The sequence below is a fragment of the Micromonospora sp. CNZ280 genome (genome assembly GCF_011759515.1).
Genome location: NZ_JAAOYP010000001.1, coordinates 2,983,143 through 3,000,418 on the forward strand (window position 1 = coordinate 2,983,143; position 17,276 = coordinate 3,000,418).

Below are 17,276 nucleotides of genomic sequence, written 5' to 3' on the forward strand. Positions count from 1 at the left end.
GTACCGTTTCCGACATGACAGAGCACCCCTCCGCCGCACCGTCGGGCAAGCCGACGTCGTACTCCCGCGTCACGCTGAGCCGGATCATGACCGCGGTCGACGTGAACCTCTACGGCACCGTGCACGGCGGCGTGCTGATGAAGTTCGTCGACGACGTGGCCGGCGCCGCGGCGGCCCGGCACAGCGGTGGCACGGCGGTCACCGCGGCGATCGACGAGATCGTCTTCTCCGAGGCGGTCCGGGTGGGTGACCTGGTGCACGCCCACGCTCAGGTCAACTGGACGGGGCAGACCTCGATGGAGGTGGGCGTGCGGGTGGTGGCCGAGCGCTGGGACTCGGCCGAGGACGAGCCGGTCCGGGTGGCCACCGCGTACCTGGTCTTCGTCGGGGTGGACGTGGGCGGGGCGCCGCGTCCGGTGCGTCCGGTGCTGCCGGAGACCCCGGAGGACGAGCGCCGGTTCCGGGAGGCGGAGATCCGGCGTGCCCACCGGCTGGCCCGCCGCCGCGCCATCCAGGCCCACCGGGCCGGCTGAGCCAGCGGCCCCGGCGCCCACCCCCGTGGGGGCGGCGGAGAGCGGGGCCGGGCGGGTCCACACAACCGGCCGGTGCGGCATGTGGCCCGGCCACGCGCCCTGGACGGCACCCGGTGCGCAGAATGACGATCTGAGGTAGGGCAAGATGGCGCCACGGCCCATTTCACAGCGTCGTGCGGGGCCAGGGGAGGGTGGAGCAGTGACTGACGTGCTGTGGACGCCGCCGGCGGACGTACGCGAGCGGTCCCGGATCGGGACCTACCTGAGCTGGCTGCGTGAGCACCGGGGGCTGGACTTCGCCGACTACGACGAGCTGTGGCGGTGGTCGGTCACCGACCTGGACGCGTTCTGGCGGTCGATCTGGGACCACTTCGAGGTGGTCGCGCACACCCCGCCGACCGCGACGCTGGCCGACCGGGGAATGCCCGGCGCCCGCTGGTTCCCCGGCGCCACGCTCAACTACGCCGAAAACGTGCTGCGGATGCCCGGCCGCGCCGACGACGACCAGGTGGTCGTCGCGCACGGCCAGACCCGGGAGCCGGTCACCCTCACCGCCGCCGAGCTGCGCGAGCAGGTCCGCCGGGTGGCGGCCGGGCTGCGCCGGCTCGGCGTCACCGCCGGCGACCGGGTGGCGGCGTACGCGCCGAACATCCCGGAGACGTACGTGCTGCTGCTCGCCACCAGCAGCATCGGGGCGATCTTCTCGTCCTGCGCGCCCGAGTTCGGCACCCGCAGCGTCACCGACCGGTGGCAGCAGATCGAACCGAAGGTGCTGGTCGCGGTGGACGGCTACCGCTACGGCGACAAGCCGGTGGACCGCCGGGGCGAGGTGGCCGCCATCCGGGCCGCCCTGCCGTCGCTGGAGCACACCGTCGGCATCGCCTACCTCGACCCGGCCGGTCCGCCGCCGGAGGGCGCGATCTCCTGGGACGATCTGGCCGCCGACACCGACGAACCGCTCACCTTCACCCCGGTCCCCTTCGACCACCCGCTCTACGTGCTCTACTCGTCCGGCACCACCGGCCTGCCGAAGCCGATCGTGCACGGCCACGGCGGCATCCTGCTGGAACACCTGAAGATGCTCGCCCTGCACCACGACCTCGGCCCGGCCGACCGGTTCTTCTGGTTCACCACCACCGGCTGGATGATGTGGAACTTCCTGGTCTCCGGGCCGGCCGTCGGCGCGGCGATCGTGCTCTTCGACGGCAACCCGGGCCACCCCGACCTGAGCGCGCTCTGGCGGCTGGCGGAGCGGACCGGCACCACCTACTTCGGCACCTCGGCGCCGTTCCTGCTGGCCTGCCGCAAGGCCGGCCTGGTGCCGAAGGAGATCGCCGACCTCACCGCGCTGCGCGGCCTCGGCTCCACCGGCGCGCCGCTGCCTGCCGAGGGCTTCACCTGGGTGTACGCCGCCGTCGGCGACACCCTCCAGCTCCAGTCGCTTTCCGGCGGCACCGACGTCTGCACCGGCTTCGTCGGCGGCGTGCCGCTGCTGCCGGTGCACGCCGGGCGGATCACCTGCCGGGCGTTGGGCGCCAAGGTGGAGGCCCGCTCCGGTGACGGCACCCCGGTCATCGGCGAGCTGGGCGAGCTGGTGATCACCGAGCCGATGCCGAGCATGCCGGTCGGGTTCTGGAACGACCCGGACGGCAGCCGCTACCGGGAGGCGTACTTCGACCACTACCCGGGGGTCTGGCGGCACGGCGACTGGATCACGATCGACGAGCGGGGCGGCTGCGTGATCACCGGACGCTCCGACGCCACCCTCAACCGGGGCGGCGTCCGGCTCGGCACCGCCGAGTTCTACTCCGTGGTCGAGGGGCTGGACGAGGTCGTCGACTCGGTGGTGGTGCACCTGGAGGACGACGAGGGCGGCGCCGGTGAGCTGCTGCTCTTCGTGGTGCTCGCCGAGGGCCTGGAACTCGACGACGCGCTGCGCGTGCGGATCTGCCGCGAGCTGCGGACCGCGCTGTCGCCGCGGCACGTGCCCGACGAGATCCACCAGGTCCGGGCGGTGCCGCGCACCCTGTCGGCGAAGAAGCTCGAGGTGCCGGTCAAGAAGATCCTCACCGGCACGCCGGTGGACTCGGCGGCGGCCAAGGGCGCCCTGGCCAACCCCGAGTCGCTGGCGGCCTTCGCCAGCTTCGCCCAGCGCCGGGCCACCGAGAACCACCCCACCCCGGCCTGACCCCGGCGAGGGCTCAGGGCAGGGTGCGGGTGACCTTCTCCGTCTCCGCCCGCGCCGGAAGGCGGGCGGGGTCGAGGTTGGCGCAGAGGACGGTGCTGGCGGTGGCGGTGAGCGGGGCCAGCAGCCAGTCGACCGGGTCGGGGTGCGCGGCCGTGTCGATCAGGACCCGGTCGCCGGGGGCGATGCCCAGCTCCGCCGCGCGCTCGACCGCGCGGGAGATCAGCTCCGGCTCGCCCGGCCCGGCCGGGGCGTACGGGGTGAACTGGTCGCCGTGCGCGCGTACCTCCAGCACGTAGTCGGCGAAGCCGGGCGGCACCTCGGGCAGCGGCAGGGCGAACGGGTGCAGGGCGAGCGCGTACCGCTCGCCGGCCGGCCAGGCGTCCGCCTCGCCGGCCCGGTCGGCGGTGGCGAAGAGCGCATCCACCGGCCCCGGTTCCCGGGCCACCGCCAGCCCGGCCGACCAGCAGCCGAGCAGGACGGCGGCGGTCTGCCAGTGCGGTGGGAGCAGCACCGCGGCGCTGTCGCCCGGGCCGAGCGCCGCGCCGTCGACCAGCAGGTTGGCCGTCTTGGCCACCCAGTTCGCCAGCGTCGCGCCGGACAGCTCGGTCCGCTCGCCGGTGGCGTCGTCGTACCAGGTCAGCAGCGGGCGGGTGGGGTCGGGCGCGATCGCGCCGGCGAACACCCGGGCAATGTTGTCGGCCATCGACGCGAACGATACGCCCCCGCGGGCCGTACTCGATGACGACGTCAAGTCGGCGTACCGTCGGGTCGCAGTCAGCGCCCGAGCCGGGCTCCGGCGTAGGCTTGCCCGGAGTGTTGTTCCCCACAGACCCGCCAGTTCAAGGAGTCGCCCCGTGACCGCCGGTCGCCCGCCCCGCGTGCTCATCGACGCCACGAGTGTCCCCGCCGACCGTGGCGGCGTCGGTAGATACGTCGACGGCCTGCTCGGCGCGCTCGGCAAGGTGTGCGGGTCGGGGGTGGACCTGGCCGTGGTGAGCCTCCGCACCGACCTCGAGCGCTACACCCGGATGCTGCCCGGCGCGGAGATCATCCCCGCGCCGGCCGCCGTCGCGCACCGCCCGGCCCGGCTGGCCTGGGAGCAGACCGGTCTGCCGCTGCTCGCCCAGCAGGTCGGCGCCCAGGTGCTGCACTCGCCCTTCTACACCTGTCCGCTGCGGGCCGGCTGCCCGGTGACGGTGACCGTGCACGACGCCACCTTCTTCACCGAGCCGGAGCACTACGACAAGTCGCGCCGCACGTTCTTCCGCAGCGCGATCAAGACCTCGCTGCGCCGCGCCGACCGGGTGATCGTGCCCAGCAAGGCCACCCGGGACGAGCTGATCCGGCTGCTCGACGCCGACCCGACCCGGATCGACGTGGCCTACCACGGGGTCGACCACGCGGCCTTCCACGCGCCCAGCGAGGAGGAGAAGGCCCGGGTGCGGGCCCGGCTCGGGCTGGGCAGCAGCAGCTACGTGGCGTTCCTCGGCGCCAAGGAGCCGCGCAAGAACGTACCCAACCTGATCCGGGGCTGGGCCCGGGCGGTGGCCGACCGGGTCGACCCGCCGGCCCTGGTGATCGCCGGCGGGCAGGGGCACGACGACGACATCGATCGCGCGGTGGCCGAGGTCCCCTCGCACCTGCGCCTGCTGCGCCCCGGCTACCTGCGCTACGCCGACCTGCCCGGCTTCCTCGGCGGGGCGCTGGTCGCCGCCTACCCCTCCTACGGCGAGGGCTTCGGCCTGCCGATCCTGGAGGCGATGGCGTGCGCCGCGCCGGTGCTCACCACGCCCCGGCTGTCGCTGCCCGAGGTCGGCGGCGACGCCGTCGCCTACACCAGCGAGGACGCCGATCAGATCGCCACCGACCTGGCCGCCCTGCTGGACGACGAACAGCGCCGGCTGACCCTGGCCAAGGCCGGCTTCGACCGGGCCAAGGAGTTCACCTGGGAGTCCAGCGCCGAGGTGCACATCGCGGCCTGGTCCCGGGCTCGGGCCTGAGGGAGTGCGGCCGGTCGGCGACCGCGGCGTACCAGGCCGGGCGAATCGGGCATGATGTGCGGGTGATTTACGCCGTCATCCCGGCGGGCGGCAGCGGCACAAGGTTGTGGCCGCTGTCCCGCGCGGGCCACCCCAAGTTCCTCCACCCGCTGACCGGCACCACCGCCTCGCTGCTGCAGGCCACGGTGGAGCGGCTGGCGCCGCTGACCACCCCCGAGCGCACCCTGGTGGTCACCGGGGCCGCGCACGTGGCCGCGGTGGCCCGCCAGCTGGCCGGCCTGCCGGAGGAGAACATCCTGGTCGAGCCCTCGCCGCGGGACTCGTGTGCGGCGATCGCGCTGGCCGCGGCGGTGATCGCGCTGCGCGACCCGGAGGCGGTGATGGGCTCGTTCGCCGCCGACCACCTGATCGCCGACCCGGAGCGCTGGGTGGCGACGGTCCGCGAGGCGGTCCGCGGCGCCGAGCAGGGGCGGCTGATGACGGTGGGGATCACCCCGACCCGACCGGAGACCGGCTACGGCTACCTGCAGACCGGCGACCCGGTCGGCGACGGGCCGATGCGCCCGGTCACCGAGTTCAAGGAGAAGCCGAGCGCCGAGGTGGCCGAGGCGTACGTGCGCTCCGGGCAGCATCTCTGGAACGCCAGCATGTTCGTCTGGCGGGTGGACGTCTTCCTCGCCGAGCTGGCCCGGCAGCAGCCGGCCCTGCACGCCGGGGTCACCGCGATCGCCGCGGCGTGGGGGACCGAGGACCAGGACGACGTGCTCGGCACCGTCTGGCCCACGCTGCCCCGGATCTCCGTCGACTACGCGGTGATGGAGGGCGCGGCGGCGGCCGGGCGGGTGGCCACAGTCCCCGGCGAGTTCGGCTGGAACGACGTGGGTGACTTCCACACCCTCGGCGACGTGCTGCCGGCCGACGGCGACGGCAACGTGGTGCTGGGCGCGGCGAAGCCGGGGGTGCTGCTGCGGGACAGCAGCAACCTGGTGGTGGTGCCGCACTCCGGCCGGCTGGTGGCCACCGTCGGGGTGCACGACCTGATCGTGGTCGACACCCCGGACGCGGTGCTGGTCTGCCCCCGCGACCGGGCGCAGGACGTCAAGAAGATCGTCGACGAGCTCAAGGAGCGGGGCGAAGAGGGGCTCGTCTGAGGGCGGCCAGGGCCGGCGCGACGAGCTGTGCGGTCCCGCCGGCCAGCGGCTGCGGCAGCCGGTCCGGCGGGAACCAGCCCAGCGCCTCCGACTCGTCGCTGACCCGTTCCACCGCGCCGGGCGGGGCGAGGACGGCGAACCGGACGTCGTAGTGCAGCGAACCACCCTGGCAGGCGACCGGGTGGATGTCCACGTCGATCGGCACCGGGTCGACCCGCAGGCCGGCGATCCCGGACTCCTCGGTCGCCTCGCGCAGGGCGGCGCCGGCGAGGGTCCGGTCGGCCGGCTCGCAGTGCCCGCCGAGCTGCACCCAGCGCTTGAACTTGCCGTGCAGGCAGAGCAGCACCCGCTCGCCGGTCGGATCGAGCACCAGGGCGCTCGCGGTGACGTGCCCGGCGCGGTGCGCCCGGCTCATCGCCACCGGCCCGGCGTCCAGCAGGTCGAGGGTGCGGTCCCGGGCCGCGGCGGCAGCCGGGCTGGTCGGCGCCCAGTCGCCGAGCACCGCGAGCGCGTCGGCGTGCAGCGCCGGGTGCCCGGCCGGGTCGGTGGTGCGGATGGCGGTGGATGCGTCCGGCATCCCGACACTGTACGAGCCGCCGGTTCGTACCCTGGCCGGGTGACCCTGCGACTGCTCGAGTTCGTGGTCGGTGGCAACGAGGCCAGCGACCTGCTGCCGGTCCGCTCCGCGGCGCTGCTGCGCGCCCACGGGGCCCGGCGTGGCTTCTGGACGGTGCTCGACGAGGGCCCGGTGGAACACTGCCTGGCCCTGCTGCTGGAACTCGACGACGGCCGGTGGACGGCCCACCACGTCAGCGCCGACGCGGGTACGGAGAACGGCCGGACCGAGGACGGCGAGGCGCTCGCCCACCACGACGGCTGGGTCTACGTGTTCGGCTCGCACTTCGGCTCCAAGGGCGGGCCGCTGCGCCCGCGGCGCGCCTTCGTCGCGCGGTTCCGGGAGGACGACGCGGCGACCGGGGTGCTGCCGGTGCGGGTGGTACGGAACCGGTTCCGGGTGCACCGGGCGGTCAACGACGCGCTCACCAAGGCGGCGTTCACCCCGCTGCCGCCCGGCGACCGGGTGCGGTCCCGGTTCGTCGAGGCGACCCTGGCGCGCGGCACCGCCCGGGCGAAGGGCTGGGTGAACCGGCTGAACCCGGACGACCTGCCGCTGAACGTCGAGGCGACCGCGTTCACCCCGGCCGGCACGGTGCTGCTCGGGCTGCGGTTCCCGGTGACCGTCGACGGCGAGCCGATCCTGGTGGAGCTGGCCGGGGTGCCGGAGCTGTTCGCGGACGCCCCGGCCTGGCCGACCGCGGTGGCCGCGTACGCCCTGACCGGGGTGACCCCGCGCGGCGCGCTCACCGGCTTCCGGGCCCTCGCCCCGACGCCCGACGGCGGGTACGCGGCGGTGATCGGTTCGATCGACGCGCTGGGCAAGGGCTCGGTGCTGCTCGACGACCATCCGGCCGGCGGCGACGTCACCTCGCGGCACGTCCGATTCCGGCTGCCGGCGCAGGGGCACCTGGTCGCCGGTGAGCTGGTGGCCGACCTGGCGCCGTTCCACCACGTCGAAGGGCTGGCGGAGCTGGACGGGCGGTGCTTCTACGTGACGGACGAGGACCACCGGGTGGCGCTCTGGGTCGGCTGAGCCGGCGGATCGCCCGGGACGAGACGACCGGACGGCACCTCTGCGGAGCGTGGGCCGCAGACCCTCGTGGTGCCGCCCGGCCACCGGTTCCTCCCCGGTCCCGGCGCCCCGGGCACGTGGCGCGTCGTCGACGCGCCGGCCTCATCGGGCATCTGGAAGCATGCCTAACCGTCCCCGGGGGCGTCGAGGTTTTTCAGTCCACGCTTAAAAATGGAGATAAGTGCCGGCCGGGTACAGTGCGAAGGGTCGCCCGCCGTCCCCCTGACCCGGCGGCGCGGGAGCGCACCATGCTGAAGATCTACTTTTCCGAGGAGGACATCCTCCGCACCCGGGTGGCCCCGGGTGCGGACCCGGTCTGGGAGTTGGTCCTCAGCCTGCACCTGCTGCAGGGGCGCAGCCGTGACCCGTTGATGGCCAACTGGCGGCGCTCGGTGGCCCAGGGGTTGCGCCAGGAGAGCGCCTCCGAACGGCTCCGCCTGCTGTTCGCGCTGAACCCGCCGCGCGGCTACTTCCCCGACTTCCTCACCCCCTACCAGAGCGTCGCCGGTTTCGAGGCCGGCCTCGACGCGGTCCGCAGCACTCCGGTCCCGCTGCTCCAGCGCGACCTCGCCCTGCTGGCCGGCGGCACCAGCCTGCCCGACAGCGCGTCCGCGCTGGCTCGGGGCGAGCCGGAGGCGCTGCGGCAGCTCACCGGCGCCATGGAGCAGTACCGGTCGCTGGCCATCAACCCGTACTGGGCGCGGATCCAGGCGGCGGTGGAGGCCGACCGGACCCGCCGGGCGCGGGCCCTGCTCGACGGCGGGGTGGAGGGGCTGCTGGCCAGCCTGCGGCCGGCGATGCGCTGGGAGTCCGGCATGCTCGAGGTGCGCGACTATCCGGACAGCCGGGAACTGCACCTGGACGGGCGCGGGTTGCTGCTGGTCCCGTCGTTCTTCTGCGCGCGCACCCCGGTCGCGCTGCTCGACCCGGCGCTACCGCCCGTGCTGGTCTACCCGGTGGACCGGCTGGGTGGCCTGGAGCCGGGCGGGGCCGGGTCCGCCGCCGGCCGGGAGGCGCTGGCCGCGCTGCTCGGCCGCACCCGGGCCGCGGTGCTGGAGGCCAGCGACGACGGCTGCACCACCGGCGAGATGGCCCGCCGGCTGCGGATCTCCCCGGCCGCCGCGAGCCAGCACGCCACCGTGCTGCGCAACGCCGGCCTGCTGGTCAGCCAGCGCGACCGCAACACCGTCCTGCACACCCTCACCCCCCTCGGCCGCGCCATGCTCGACGCCTGACCCGCCCTTTCCGGGTCGAACCCGGTCGATCATGAAGTTTGTTGTCAGTCGTCCCGGCGTGTCGTGCCAACAACTTCATGATCAACGGGGGTGTCGGGGCGCGGGCTCAGAGGGCCAGGGCGGCGGTGGCGGTGGTGTGGGCGGGGGGTGGGAGGAGGGTGGAGGGGATTCCCTCGGCCGCCAGGGCGGTGCGGAGGCGTTGCAGGTCGGCGCCGAAGCGGACCAGGTCCGCCGGGGCGACCGGGGTGGCCGGTGAGCCGAGCACCAGGGTGCTGGCCTCGGCCGGCCAGCCGGGCACCGCGGCGACCAGTCCGGCGCGTACCTCCTCGTCGGCGACCAGGGTGAAGGTCGTGCCGGGCGCAACCACCTCGGCGACCGCGGCGATCGCCCGGCGCACCGCGGCCGGGTCGGGCGGGGTGGCACCGGGGCCGTCCGGCAGGGTGGCGGCGGCGGCCAGCCCGGCGGCCCGCGCCTCCGCGGTGCCGAGCGAGAAGAGGTCCATCGAGGCGTCCCGGACCAGCGCCGCCGCGCCGGCGCCGTCGTCCGGTCCGGCCGCGCCCAGGTAGCCGCGCACCACCGCGACCGGGACCTGGTCGCACTTGCCCTTGACCAGCTCACCGGCGCCGGCCAGCTCGTCGACCACCGCCATCTGGGTCAGCTGGAGCTCGTTGCCGTACGGGTCGGTCTCGCCCCGGTGGTCGCGGATCGCGTCCATCCCGGCCACGCCGAGCGCCACGTCGGTGAGCCCGTTGCGCCAGGGCCGGCCCATGGTGTCGCTGATGATCACCGCGACGTCGACGTGGTAGCGCTCGCGCAGCGCGGCCCGCAGCGCCCGGGCGGAGGCGTCCGGGTCCTTGGGCAGCAGCACCAGCCGGGTCTTGTCGACGTTGGACGCGTCGATCCCGGCCGAGGCCATCACGAAACCGTGGTGGGTCTGCACGATCCGGGTGGTGCCCCGGGTCGCCACCACCCGCGCGGTCTCCGCGGCCAGCATCTCGTCCCGGGCGGCGAGCCGGTCCGGCCCGTCCGCCGGGACGTCCACCAGCCGCCCCTCCGCCTTGGAGACGATCTTGCTGGTCACCACCAGCACGTCGCCGTCGCGCAGCCACGGCGCCGCGGTGGCGATCAGCGCCGCCAGGTCGTCGCCCTCGGTCACGTCGCCGATGCCCGGCACCGGCAGGATCTCCAGCCTCACGTCAACTCCACCGCGGCACGGACCATGGCCGCCGTCGCCGCCTCGTCGGTCATCCGCAGCGGCACCGCGCGGACCGTCACCTCCGGCACCACGGTGCCCTCGTCCTCCTCGGCCACCAGCCAGCCGTCGAGCAGTCCGCCCGCCGTCCGGCCGCCGTAGAGCCGGCCCACCCCGGCCGCGCTGCACTCGACGCCGAGCACCTCCAGACAGCGGTCGGCCATCCCGCGGACCGGCGCGCCACCGATGATCGGCGACACGCCGACCACCGGGGCCGGGCCGTCGGCGACCGCCTCGCGTAGCCCGGGCACCGCCAGGATCGGCGCCACGCTCACCACCGGATTGCTCGGCGCGATCAGCACCACGTCCGCGCCGGCGATCGACTCGGCCACGCCGGGCGCCGGCTTGGCCGTCTCGGCACCGACGAAGACGAACCGGTGGGTGGGCAGCTGCGCCCGGTGCCGCACCCACCACTCCTGGAAGTGGATCGCCCGCTGGCCGCCGTCCAGGTCGACCACCACGTGCGTCTCCAGCCGGTCGTCGGTCGCCGGCAGCAGCCGTACGCCGGGCTGCCAGCGGGTGGCCAGCGCCTCGGTCACCGCGTGCAGCGGGTAACCGGCGTTGAGCATCGTGCTGCGCACCAGGTGGGTGGCGACATCCTTGTCACCCAGGCCGAACCAGGCCGGCTCGGCGCCGTACGCGGCCAGCTCCTCCTTCACCGTCCAGCTCTCCCCGACGCGTCCCCAGCCCCGCTCGGGGTCGGCGCCGCCGCCCAGGGTGTACATGACGCTGTCCAGGTCCGGGCAGACCTTCAACCCGTGCAGCAGCAGGTCGTCACCGACGTTGACCACGGCGGTCACCTCGGCGCCGACCTCCCGCGCGTACGCCCGGACGCCGAGCAGGAAGCGGGCGCCTCCGATGCCGCCGGTCAGAACCACGATGCGCATGCCGACCATCCTCGCGCACGCGACGCCGTCGGTCCGCCGGAGGCCGGGGAGACTAGGCTCACGTCGGCAACTGTCCGCTTTCGCCCCCAGGGGGATCTTCGTGACCAGCCCCGCCGAGCCCGCGTCCACCGACGCGACCCGGGCCAGCCAGCTGACCAAGCCGTTCCGCGAACCCGCCGCGCTCGTGCTTCTCGGCGCGAACGCCGTGCTGCTGTTCGTCGGGCTGATCCGGTTGCTGACCCCGACCGAGTACGGCACCTTCACCAACCGGGCCGGGACCGCCTTCTACGCGTTCGCCGGTTGGGAGGCGGTGGTGCTGCCCGTGCTGGCCGTGCTGCTGGCCACGCACGTGCAGCCGGTGGTGGCCAAGGCGAAACTGATCACCCAGGTGGCGCTCGTCGAGTACGCGGTCAGCGCCCTGTTCGGCGTGCTGACCCTGCTGATCTGGACGGTCGGCCGGCTGTCCCAGGGCGAGGTGCTCGACGCGCTGCTCGGCCTGCTCGCCCGGGTGGCCTGGCTCGCCGTCTTCGCGGCCGCCGGCTACGTCGTCTACACGGTGTGGCGCAAGCTCTACTACGTACCGAAGCCCAAGCCGCAGCCCGGCGTCTACGGCCAGCCCCAGCCCGGCTGGCCGCAGCAGCAGGCCGGCTACCCGGCACCCGGCCAGCCGGGTGGCTACCCGGTGCCCGGCCAGCCCGGCGCCTACCCGGCCCCCGGCCAGCCGAGCGGCTGGACCGCCCCCGGCCAGTACGGTGGCCAGCCCGCCGCGCCGTACGCCCCGCACCCGGCCCCGCAGTCCGCGCCGCCGGCCAACCCGGTCCCCGGGTTCGGCCAGTCGGACAACCCCGTCCCGGGCTTCGGGCAGCCGCAGCCCGCGCCGCCGTTCGGGCAGCCGCCGTCGGCCGATCCGACCCAGGCGATCCCGCGCCAGTCCGCCGAGCCGACCCAGGCCATCCCGCGCGACGGTGACAGCGACCGCACCCAGCGGATCAACCCGGGCGAAGACCCCGACCAGCCCCGCTGACCCGGCGCCCCGCGCCGCACCACCACCCGCGCCCCGCACCACCACCCGCGCCCCGCGCCGCACCCGCGGCGCGGGGCGCACCGCCTCCCACCCCGCGCCCTCCTCCCTCCCTCCCTCCCTCCGCGCCCAACGCCGCACCAAGGTCGAACGCCCGGCACATTCACTGAATGAGTGGCCTCGCGCGCCGCTGAAACCCCGCATTCACTGAATGTGCGACCCGCGCCCGCGGCGGGTTGCGCCCGCGGCCGCGCCGCGTAAAGGGCCGTGGCCGGAGGTGGGAGTGGGGGTGGGGTTTGCCACCGGGTGGCTGGGGTGGGCGGGGCGGGGCACCGCATAGGCTGAGCGGATGGTTGATCGCACCGACCCGGGCCCGAGCGACGCGAGCGTGCGCCGGGCGCTGCGCCGGGCCGAGACCGGGCGGGCGCTGGACGTCGACGAGGCGACCGCACTGCTGAGCGCCCGTGGCGCCGCGCTGGACGAGCTGCTCCGGGTCGCCGGTGCCGTACGCGACGCGGGCCTGCGCGAGGCCGGTCGCCCCGGCGTCATCACCTTCTCCAAGAAGGTCTTCATCCCGCTCACCCGGCTCTGCCGGGACCGCTGCCACTACTGCACCTTCGCCACTGTGCCGCACCGGCTGCCGGCGGCCTTCCTGGACCGTGACGAGGTGCTGGCGATCGCCCGGGCGGGCGCGGCCCAGGGCTGCAAGGAGGCCCTGTTCACCCTCGGCGACCGGCCCGAGGAGCGCTGGCCGGCGGCCCGCCGCTGGCTGGACGAGCGCGGGTACGACTCCACCCTGGACTACCTGCGGGCCTGCGCGGTGGCGGTGCTGGAGGAGACCGGCCTGCTGCCGCACCTGAACCCCGGCGTGCTCTCCTGGTCGGAGCTGCAGCGGCTCAAGCCGGTCGCGCCGAGCATGGGGATGATGCTGGAGACCACGGCGACCCGGCTCTGGTCGGAGCCGGGCGGCCCGCACTACGGCTCGCCGGACAAGGAACCGGCGGTCCGGCTGCGGGTGCTCGACGACGCCGGCCGGGTCGGCGTGCCGTTCACCACCGGCATCCTGATCGGCATCGGGGAGACCCTGGCCGAGCGGGTCGACGCGATCTTCGCGATCCGCCGGGCGCACCGCGAGTACGGCCACCTCCAGGAGGTGATCGTGCAGAACTTCCGCGCCAAGCCGGACACCGCGATGCGCGGCATGCCCGACGCGGAGCTGCACGACCTCGCCGCCACGGTGGCGGTGGCCCGGCTGCTGCTCGGCCCGCGGGCCCGGATCCAGGCTCCGCCGAACCTCATCGCCGGCGAGTACGACCTGCTGCTGCGGGCCGGCATCGACGACTGGGGCGGGGTGTCGCCGCTGACCCCGGACCACGTCAACCCGGAGCGGCCCTGGCCGCAGCTCGACGAGCTGGCCGGGCACACCGAGAAGTCCGGCTTCACCCTGCGCGAGCGGCTGACCATCTACCCGGAGTACGTCCGGGCCGGCGACCCGTGGCTGGACCCGCGGCTGCTGCCGCACGTGACCGCGCTGGCCGACCCGGCCAGCGGCCTCGCCGTCGAGGAGGCCCGGCCGACCGGCCGCCCGTGGCAGGAGCCGGAGGAGGTGTTCGGCGGGCGGACCGACCTGCACGCCACCATCGACACCACCGGGCGTACCGGCGACCGGCGGGGCGACTTCGACAGCGTCTACGGCGACTGGTCCGAGGTGGCCACCAAGGTCGGTGCGGCGCCGGCCGGGCCGGGTGGCGGCGACGCCGACCTGCGGGCCGGGCTGCGGCTGGCGGCCGACGACCCGGCCGCGCTGCTCGACCCGCGACACACCGACGCCGCGCTGGCGCTCTTCGCCGCCGACGGGCCGGCGCTGGACGAGCTCTGCCGGCTGGCCGACGACGTCCGCCGGGACACCGTCGGCGACGACGTGACCTACGTGGTCAACCGCAACATCAACTTCAGCAACGTCTGCTATGTCGGGTGCCGGTTCTGCGCCTTCGCCCAGCGGGAGCGGGACGCCGACGCGTACCGGCTCTCGGTCGACCAGGTCGCGGACCGGGCCGAGGAGGCGTGGGCGGCCGGCGCCACCGAGGTCTGCCTGCAGGGCGGCATCGACCCGAAGCTGCCGGTCACCGGGTACGCCGACCTGGTCCGCGGGATCAAGGCGCGGGTGCCCGGGATGCACGTGCACGCGTTCTCGCCGATGGAGATCGTGACCGCCGCCGCCAAGGCCGGCGTGCCGGTGAAGGAGTGGCTGGGCCTGCTGCGCGACGCCGGGCTGGACACCATCCCGGGCACCGCCGCGGAGATCCTCGACGACGAGGTGCGCTGGGTGCTCACCAAGGGCAAGCTGCCGGCCGCCGCCTGGGTCGAGGTGGTCAGCACGGCCCACGAACTGGGCATCCGGTCCAGCTCCACGATGATGTACGGCCACGTCGACCATCCCGGCCAGTGGCTCGCGCACTTCCGGGTGCTGGCCGGCGTGCAGGACCGCACCGGCGGGTTCACCGAGTTCGTGGCGCTGCCGTTCGTGCACACCAACGCCCCGATCTACCTGGCCGGCATCGCCCGGCCCGGGCCGACCTGGCGGGAGAACCGGGTGGTGCACGCGATGGCCCGGCTGCTGCTGCACGGGCGGATCGACAACATCCAGTGCTCCTGGGTCAAGCTCGGCGACGACGGCACGGCGGAGATGCTCCGCGGTGGCTGCAACGACCTCGGCGGCACCCTGATGGAGGAGACCATCTCCCGGATGGCCGGCTCCGCCAACGGGTCTGCGCGGACCGAGGAGCAGTTGCGGGCCATCGCGGCAAAGGCCGGACGACCGGCCCGCAAGCGTACGACCGCGTACGGTCACCCGCGCCCGTAGCGTCGAACCTTTCCCCGCCGCCGGCCGTACCACTGGCTGCCGGCGGCGGTCGCGGCGAGGACCGCCGCCGGCATCCCCGCAGGGGCCCGGCGGCGTCGGTCCGTGGCGTGACGCCGGCCCCGGTCCGCCACCCGGGCGCGCCCGCGCCGCAGCCGGAAAGGTTGCCCATGACCAGTGATCAGCGGAAGCGGCCCTGGCCGCGACTGACCCGCCGGCAGACGTTGACGGCGGCGGCCAGCGCCACGCTCGGCGCGGCCGCCCTCACCGTGCCGGGCCTGTCGGCCGCGCAGAACGCCCCCGACGCGGTCGCCGACGAGCCGATCGTCGTGCACCTGCGCGACGCCGCCGCCGGGAAGCTGGACGTCTTCGTCGGCACCTCGCGCATCGAGGTACGCGACCGCGGCCTGGCCGACCGGCTGCGCCGCGCCGCCGGCCGGGCCTGAGCGGAGGCTGGTCTGCCATGTCTTCCCACCGTGAGGCACCGGAGATAGCCAGGGACCCGGTCGCCGACTCGTCCGACCTGTACGCGTTCGTCAGCCCCGACCGGCCCGACACGGTGACCCTCATCGCGAACTACGTGCCGTTGCAGTTACCGTCCGGCGGGCCGAACTTCTTCGAGTTCGGCGACGACGTGCAGTACGACATCAATATCGACAACGACGGCGACGGTCGCCCCGACATCGGCTACCGTTTCGAATTCACCACCGAGATCACCAATCCGAACAGCTTTCTCTACAACACCGGCCCGATCGACTCGCTGGACAGCGAGAACTGGAACCGGCGGCAGTTCTACAGCCTGACCCGGATCGCCGGCGGCCGGGAGCACCGGCTGGCGCACAAGCTGCCCTGCCCGCCCTGCAACGTGGGCCCGCTCTCCACGCCCAACTACACCGAGCTGGTCCGGCAGGCCACCTACAGCCTCTCCACCGGTGAGCGGGTCTTCGCCGGGCAGCGGGCGGACGGCTTCTTCGTCGACCTGGGCGCGGTCTTCGACCTCGGTACGCTGCGCCCGTTCCAGCAGCTGCACGTGGCCGGCAAGAAGGTCTTCCGGGCCGAGGGCGAGCCGGTGAACGCGACCGACCGGATGAACGTGCACAGCATCGCGTTGCAGGTGCCGCTGGACAAGGTGCGCCGGCGCGCCAACCGTTACGGTGCGGCCGACCAGGCGTCGGTGATCGGCGTCTGGACCTCGGCCGCGCGGCGGCAGGCCCGGGTGATCGGCAGCGATCCGGGACGGGCCGTGGCGGCCGGGCCGTTCGTCCAGGTGTCCCGGCTGGGCAATCCGTTGTTCAACGAGGTCATCGTGCCGATGTCCCGAAAGGACCTGTGGAACTCGCTGCCGCCGGCGGAGGACAAGCGGTTCACCCAGTTCGTCGAGCAGCCGGAGCTGGCCGCCCTGCTGCCGGCGCTCTATCCGGGCGTATTTCCCAACCTGGACCGGCTGAACAAGGCGAAGAAGGCCCGGGCCGACCTGGTGGCGATCCTGCTCACCGGCGTACCGGCGGGGCTGATCGACGGGTTCACCAACGCCACCGGCGACGTGCAGGCCGACATGCTGCGGCTGAACACGGCCATTCCGCCCAGCCGCCGGCCGGACCGGTTCGGCGTGCTCGGCGGCGACCTGGCCGGGTTCCCGAACGGCCGCCGGCCGGTCGACGACGTGGTCACCATCGCGCTGCGGGCCATCGCGGGGTTGACCGTGCCGCTGGTCGACCGGGCGTTCCGGCCGGACGCGGCGGCGGCCGCGGTCACCCCCGGGCTGAGCGCCGCCGACGTGACCGCCGGGTTCCTGCCGGCCTTCCCCTACCTGGGCACGCCGTACGACGGGTTCAACAACCCACCGGCGGCGCAGTGACGGGGGACCGGATGACCGAGCACGCGTACGGGCCGTCCGAGACCGGCAGCGTCGTCCTGGACCTGGGCGGGGACACCGGGGCCCTGATCATCTACACCGGACGGGATCTGCACGGGCGGGAGATCGAGATCAGCCGGACCGCCGACCCGGCTGCGGGCGCCGACGACGCGCCGCGTACCCACTCGGCGGTGCGGGAGCGGCGGGTACGCGACGGCACCTTCCACAGTGCTGTCTACCCGGATCTGCCCGCCGGTCTCTATACCGTCTGGTGGGACGACCGGACGCCGGCCGGCGCGGTCACCGTCAGCGGCGGCTCGGTCGCCGAGTTCGTCTGGCCGACCAGGGTCACGCCGGGTGGCGGCTGACCCTCTCCGGCTCCCCGGGCACCGCGCTCCGTCCACATTGTGGGCGGAGCGCGGTCGGCGTTTCCGGCTCGACGGGCGGTCCTGGCGTACTCGGGTTAACCTGGCACCCATCAAGATCACCATCTTGATGGGTGCTCTCCCGGGAGTCCTCGCCGGCACGCCCGTGTCGGGCCGGCGCGGAGACGCCACGGGAGAAAACTCGGGCAACTCGCCGGAGAGGGCGTTACTCGGCCGGG

At 74.4% G+C, this 17,276-nt stretch carries 15 protein-coding genes; 11 read left to right on the forward strand and 4 right to left on the reverse strand.

What is annotated here, in order from left to right:
- Positions 1-14: 14 nt before the first annotated feature.
- The gene (locus tag FHX32_RS14315) at positions 15-533 is read left to right on the forward strand and encodes an acyl-CoA thioesterase (RefSeq protein WP_167181792.1); all 519 of its coding nucleotides are present in this window, start codon (positions 15-17) and stop codon (positions 531-533) included.
- Between the two features lie 199 nt (positions 534-732).
- Complete coding sequence (locus FHX32_RS14320) at positions 733-2,721, forward strand: acetoacetate--CoA ligase (RefSeq protein WP_167181794.1); 1,989 nt, start codon at positions 733-735, stop codon at positions 2,719-2,721.
- Between the two features lie 13 nt (positions 2,722-2,734).
- On the opposite strand, the gene FHX32_RS14325 is transcribed toward FHX32_RS14320, so the two are convergent.
- Positions 2,735-3,424: a TIGR03089 family protein gene (locus tag FHX32_RS14325; protein WP_167181796.1), complete on the reverse strand. Its 690-nt coding sequence runs from the start codon at positions 3,422-3,424 to the stop codon at positions 2,735-2,737.
- 151 nt (positions 3,425-3,575) lie between these two features.
- Here FHX32_RS14325 and FHX32_RS14330 point away from each other — a divergent pair, with 151 nt between their 5' ends.
- Together FHX32_RS14330 and FHX32_RS14335 are read left to right on the forward strand one after the other, a co-directional pair.
- Positions 3,576-4,721, forward strand: a complete 1,146-nt coding sequence (locus FHX32_RS14330; protein ID WP_167181798.1) for a glycosyltransferase family 4 protein — start codon at positions 3,576-3,578, stop codon at positions 4,719-4,721.
- A 62-nt stretch (positions 4,722-4,783) separates the two neighbouring features.
- Entirely contained in the window at positions 4,784-5,872 is a 1,089-nt protein-coding gene (locus tag FHX32_RS14335; protein ID WP_167181800.1) for a sugar phosphate nucleotidyltransferase, read from the forward strand.
- On the opposite strand, the gene FHX32_RS14340 is transcribed toward FHX32_RS14335, so the two are convergent.
- Entirely contained in the window at positions 5,841-6,449 is a 609-nt protein-coding gene (locus FHX32_RS14340; RefSeq protein WP_167181802.1) for an NUDIX hydrolase, read from the reverse strand. The genes FHX32_RS14335 and FHX32_RS14340 overlap by 32 nt on opposite strands.
- A gap of 39 nt (positions 6,450-6,488) precedes the next feature.
- Between FHX32_RS14340 and FHX32_RS14345 the strand changes: the two genes are divergently transcribed.
- Both FHX32_RS14345 and FHX32_RS14350 read left to right on the forward strand, forming a co-directional pair.
- Positions 6,489-7,523 carry a DUF4185 domain-containing protein gene (locus tag FHX32_RS14345; RefSeq protein WP_167181804.1) on the forward strand — a complete coding sequence of 345 codons (1,035 nt, stop codon included), beginning with the start codon at positions 6,489-6,491 and terminating at the stop codon, positions 7,521-7,523.
- Between the two features lie 287 nt (positions 7,524-7,810).
- Positions 7,811-8,797, forward strand: coding sequence for a winged helix-turn-helix domain-containing protein (locus FHX32_RS14350; protein WP_167181806.1), 987 nt, complete (start codon positions 7,811-7,813; stop codon positions 8,795-8,797).
- Between the two features lie 106 nt (positions 8,798-8,903).
- Here the strand turns inward: FHX32_RS14350 and FHX32_RS14355 are convergent, their stop codons facing one another.
- Positions 8,904-9,992 carry a coenzyme F420-0:L-glutamate ligase gene (locus FHX32_RS14355; RefSeq protein WP_167181808.1) on the reverse strand — a complete coding sequence of 363 codons (1,089 nt, stop codon included), beginning with the start codon at positions 9,990-9,992 and terminating at the stop codon, positions 8,904-8,906.
- Positions 9,989-10,936 (reverse strand): 2-phospho-L-lactate transferase, encoded by a 948-nt coding sequence (gene cofD / locus FHX32_RS14360; protein WP_167181810.1) that lies wholly within the window; start codon positions 10,934-10,936, stop codon positions 9,989-9,991. Before cofD ends, FHX32_RS14355 begins: the two co-directional genes overlap by 4 nt.
- Positions 10,937-11,036: 100 nt before the next feature.
- Between cofD and FHX32_RS14365 the strand changes: the two genes are divergently transcribed.
- The 5 genes from FHX32_RS14365 (at position 11,037) to FHX32_RS14385 (ending at position 17,040) form a co-directional block, all read left to right on the forward strand.
- Entirely contained in the window at positions 11,037-11,960 is a 924-nt protein-coding gene (locus FHX32_RS14365; protein WP_167181812.1) for a hypothetical protein, read from the forward strand.
- A gap of 346 nt (positions 11,961-12,306) precedes the next feature.
- Positions 12,307-14,820: a bifunctional FO biosynthesis protein CofGH gene (locus FHX32_RS14370; RefSeq protein ID WP_167181814.1), complete on the forward strand. Its 2,514-nt coding sequence runs from the start codon at positions 12,307-12,309 to the stop codon at positions 14,818-14,820.
- 167 nt (positions 14,821-14,987) lie between these two features.
- Positions 14,988-15,263: a hypothetical protein gene (locus FHX32_RS14375; protein WP_167181816.1), complete on the forward strand. Its 276-nt coding sequence runs from the start codon at positions 14,988-14,990 to the stop codon at positions 15,261-15,263.
- Positions 15,264-15,280: 17 nt separating this feature from the next.
- Positions 15,281-16,675, forward strand: a complete 1,395-nt coding sequence (locus FHX32_RS14380; protein WP_167181818.1) for a DUF4331 domain-containing protein — start codon at positions 15,281-15,283, stop codon at positions 16,673-16,675.
- A gap of 11 nt (positions 16,676-16,686) precedes the next feature.
- The gene (locus FHX32_RS14385; RefSeq protein ID WP_167181820.1) at positions 16,687-17,040 is read left to right on the forward strand and encodes a phospholipase; all 354 of its coding nucleotides are present in this window, start codon (positions 16,687-16,689) and stop codon (positions 17,038-17,040) included.
- Positions 17,041-17,276 lie beyond the last annotated feature (236 nt).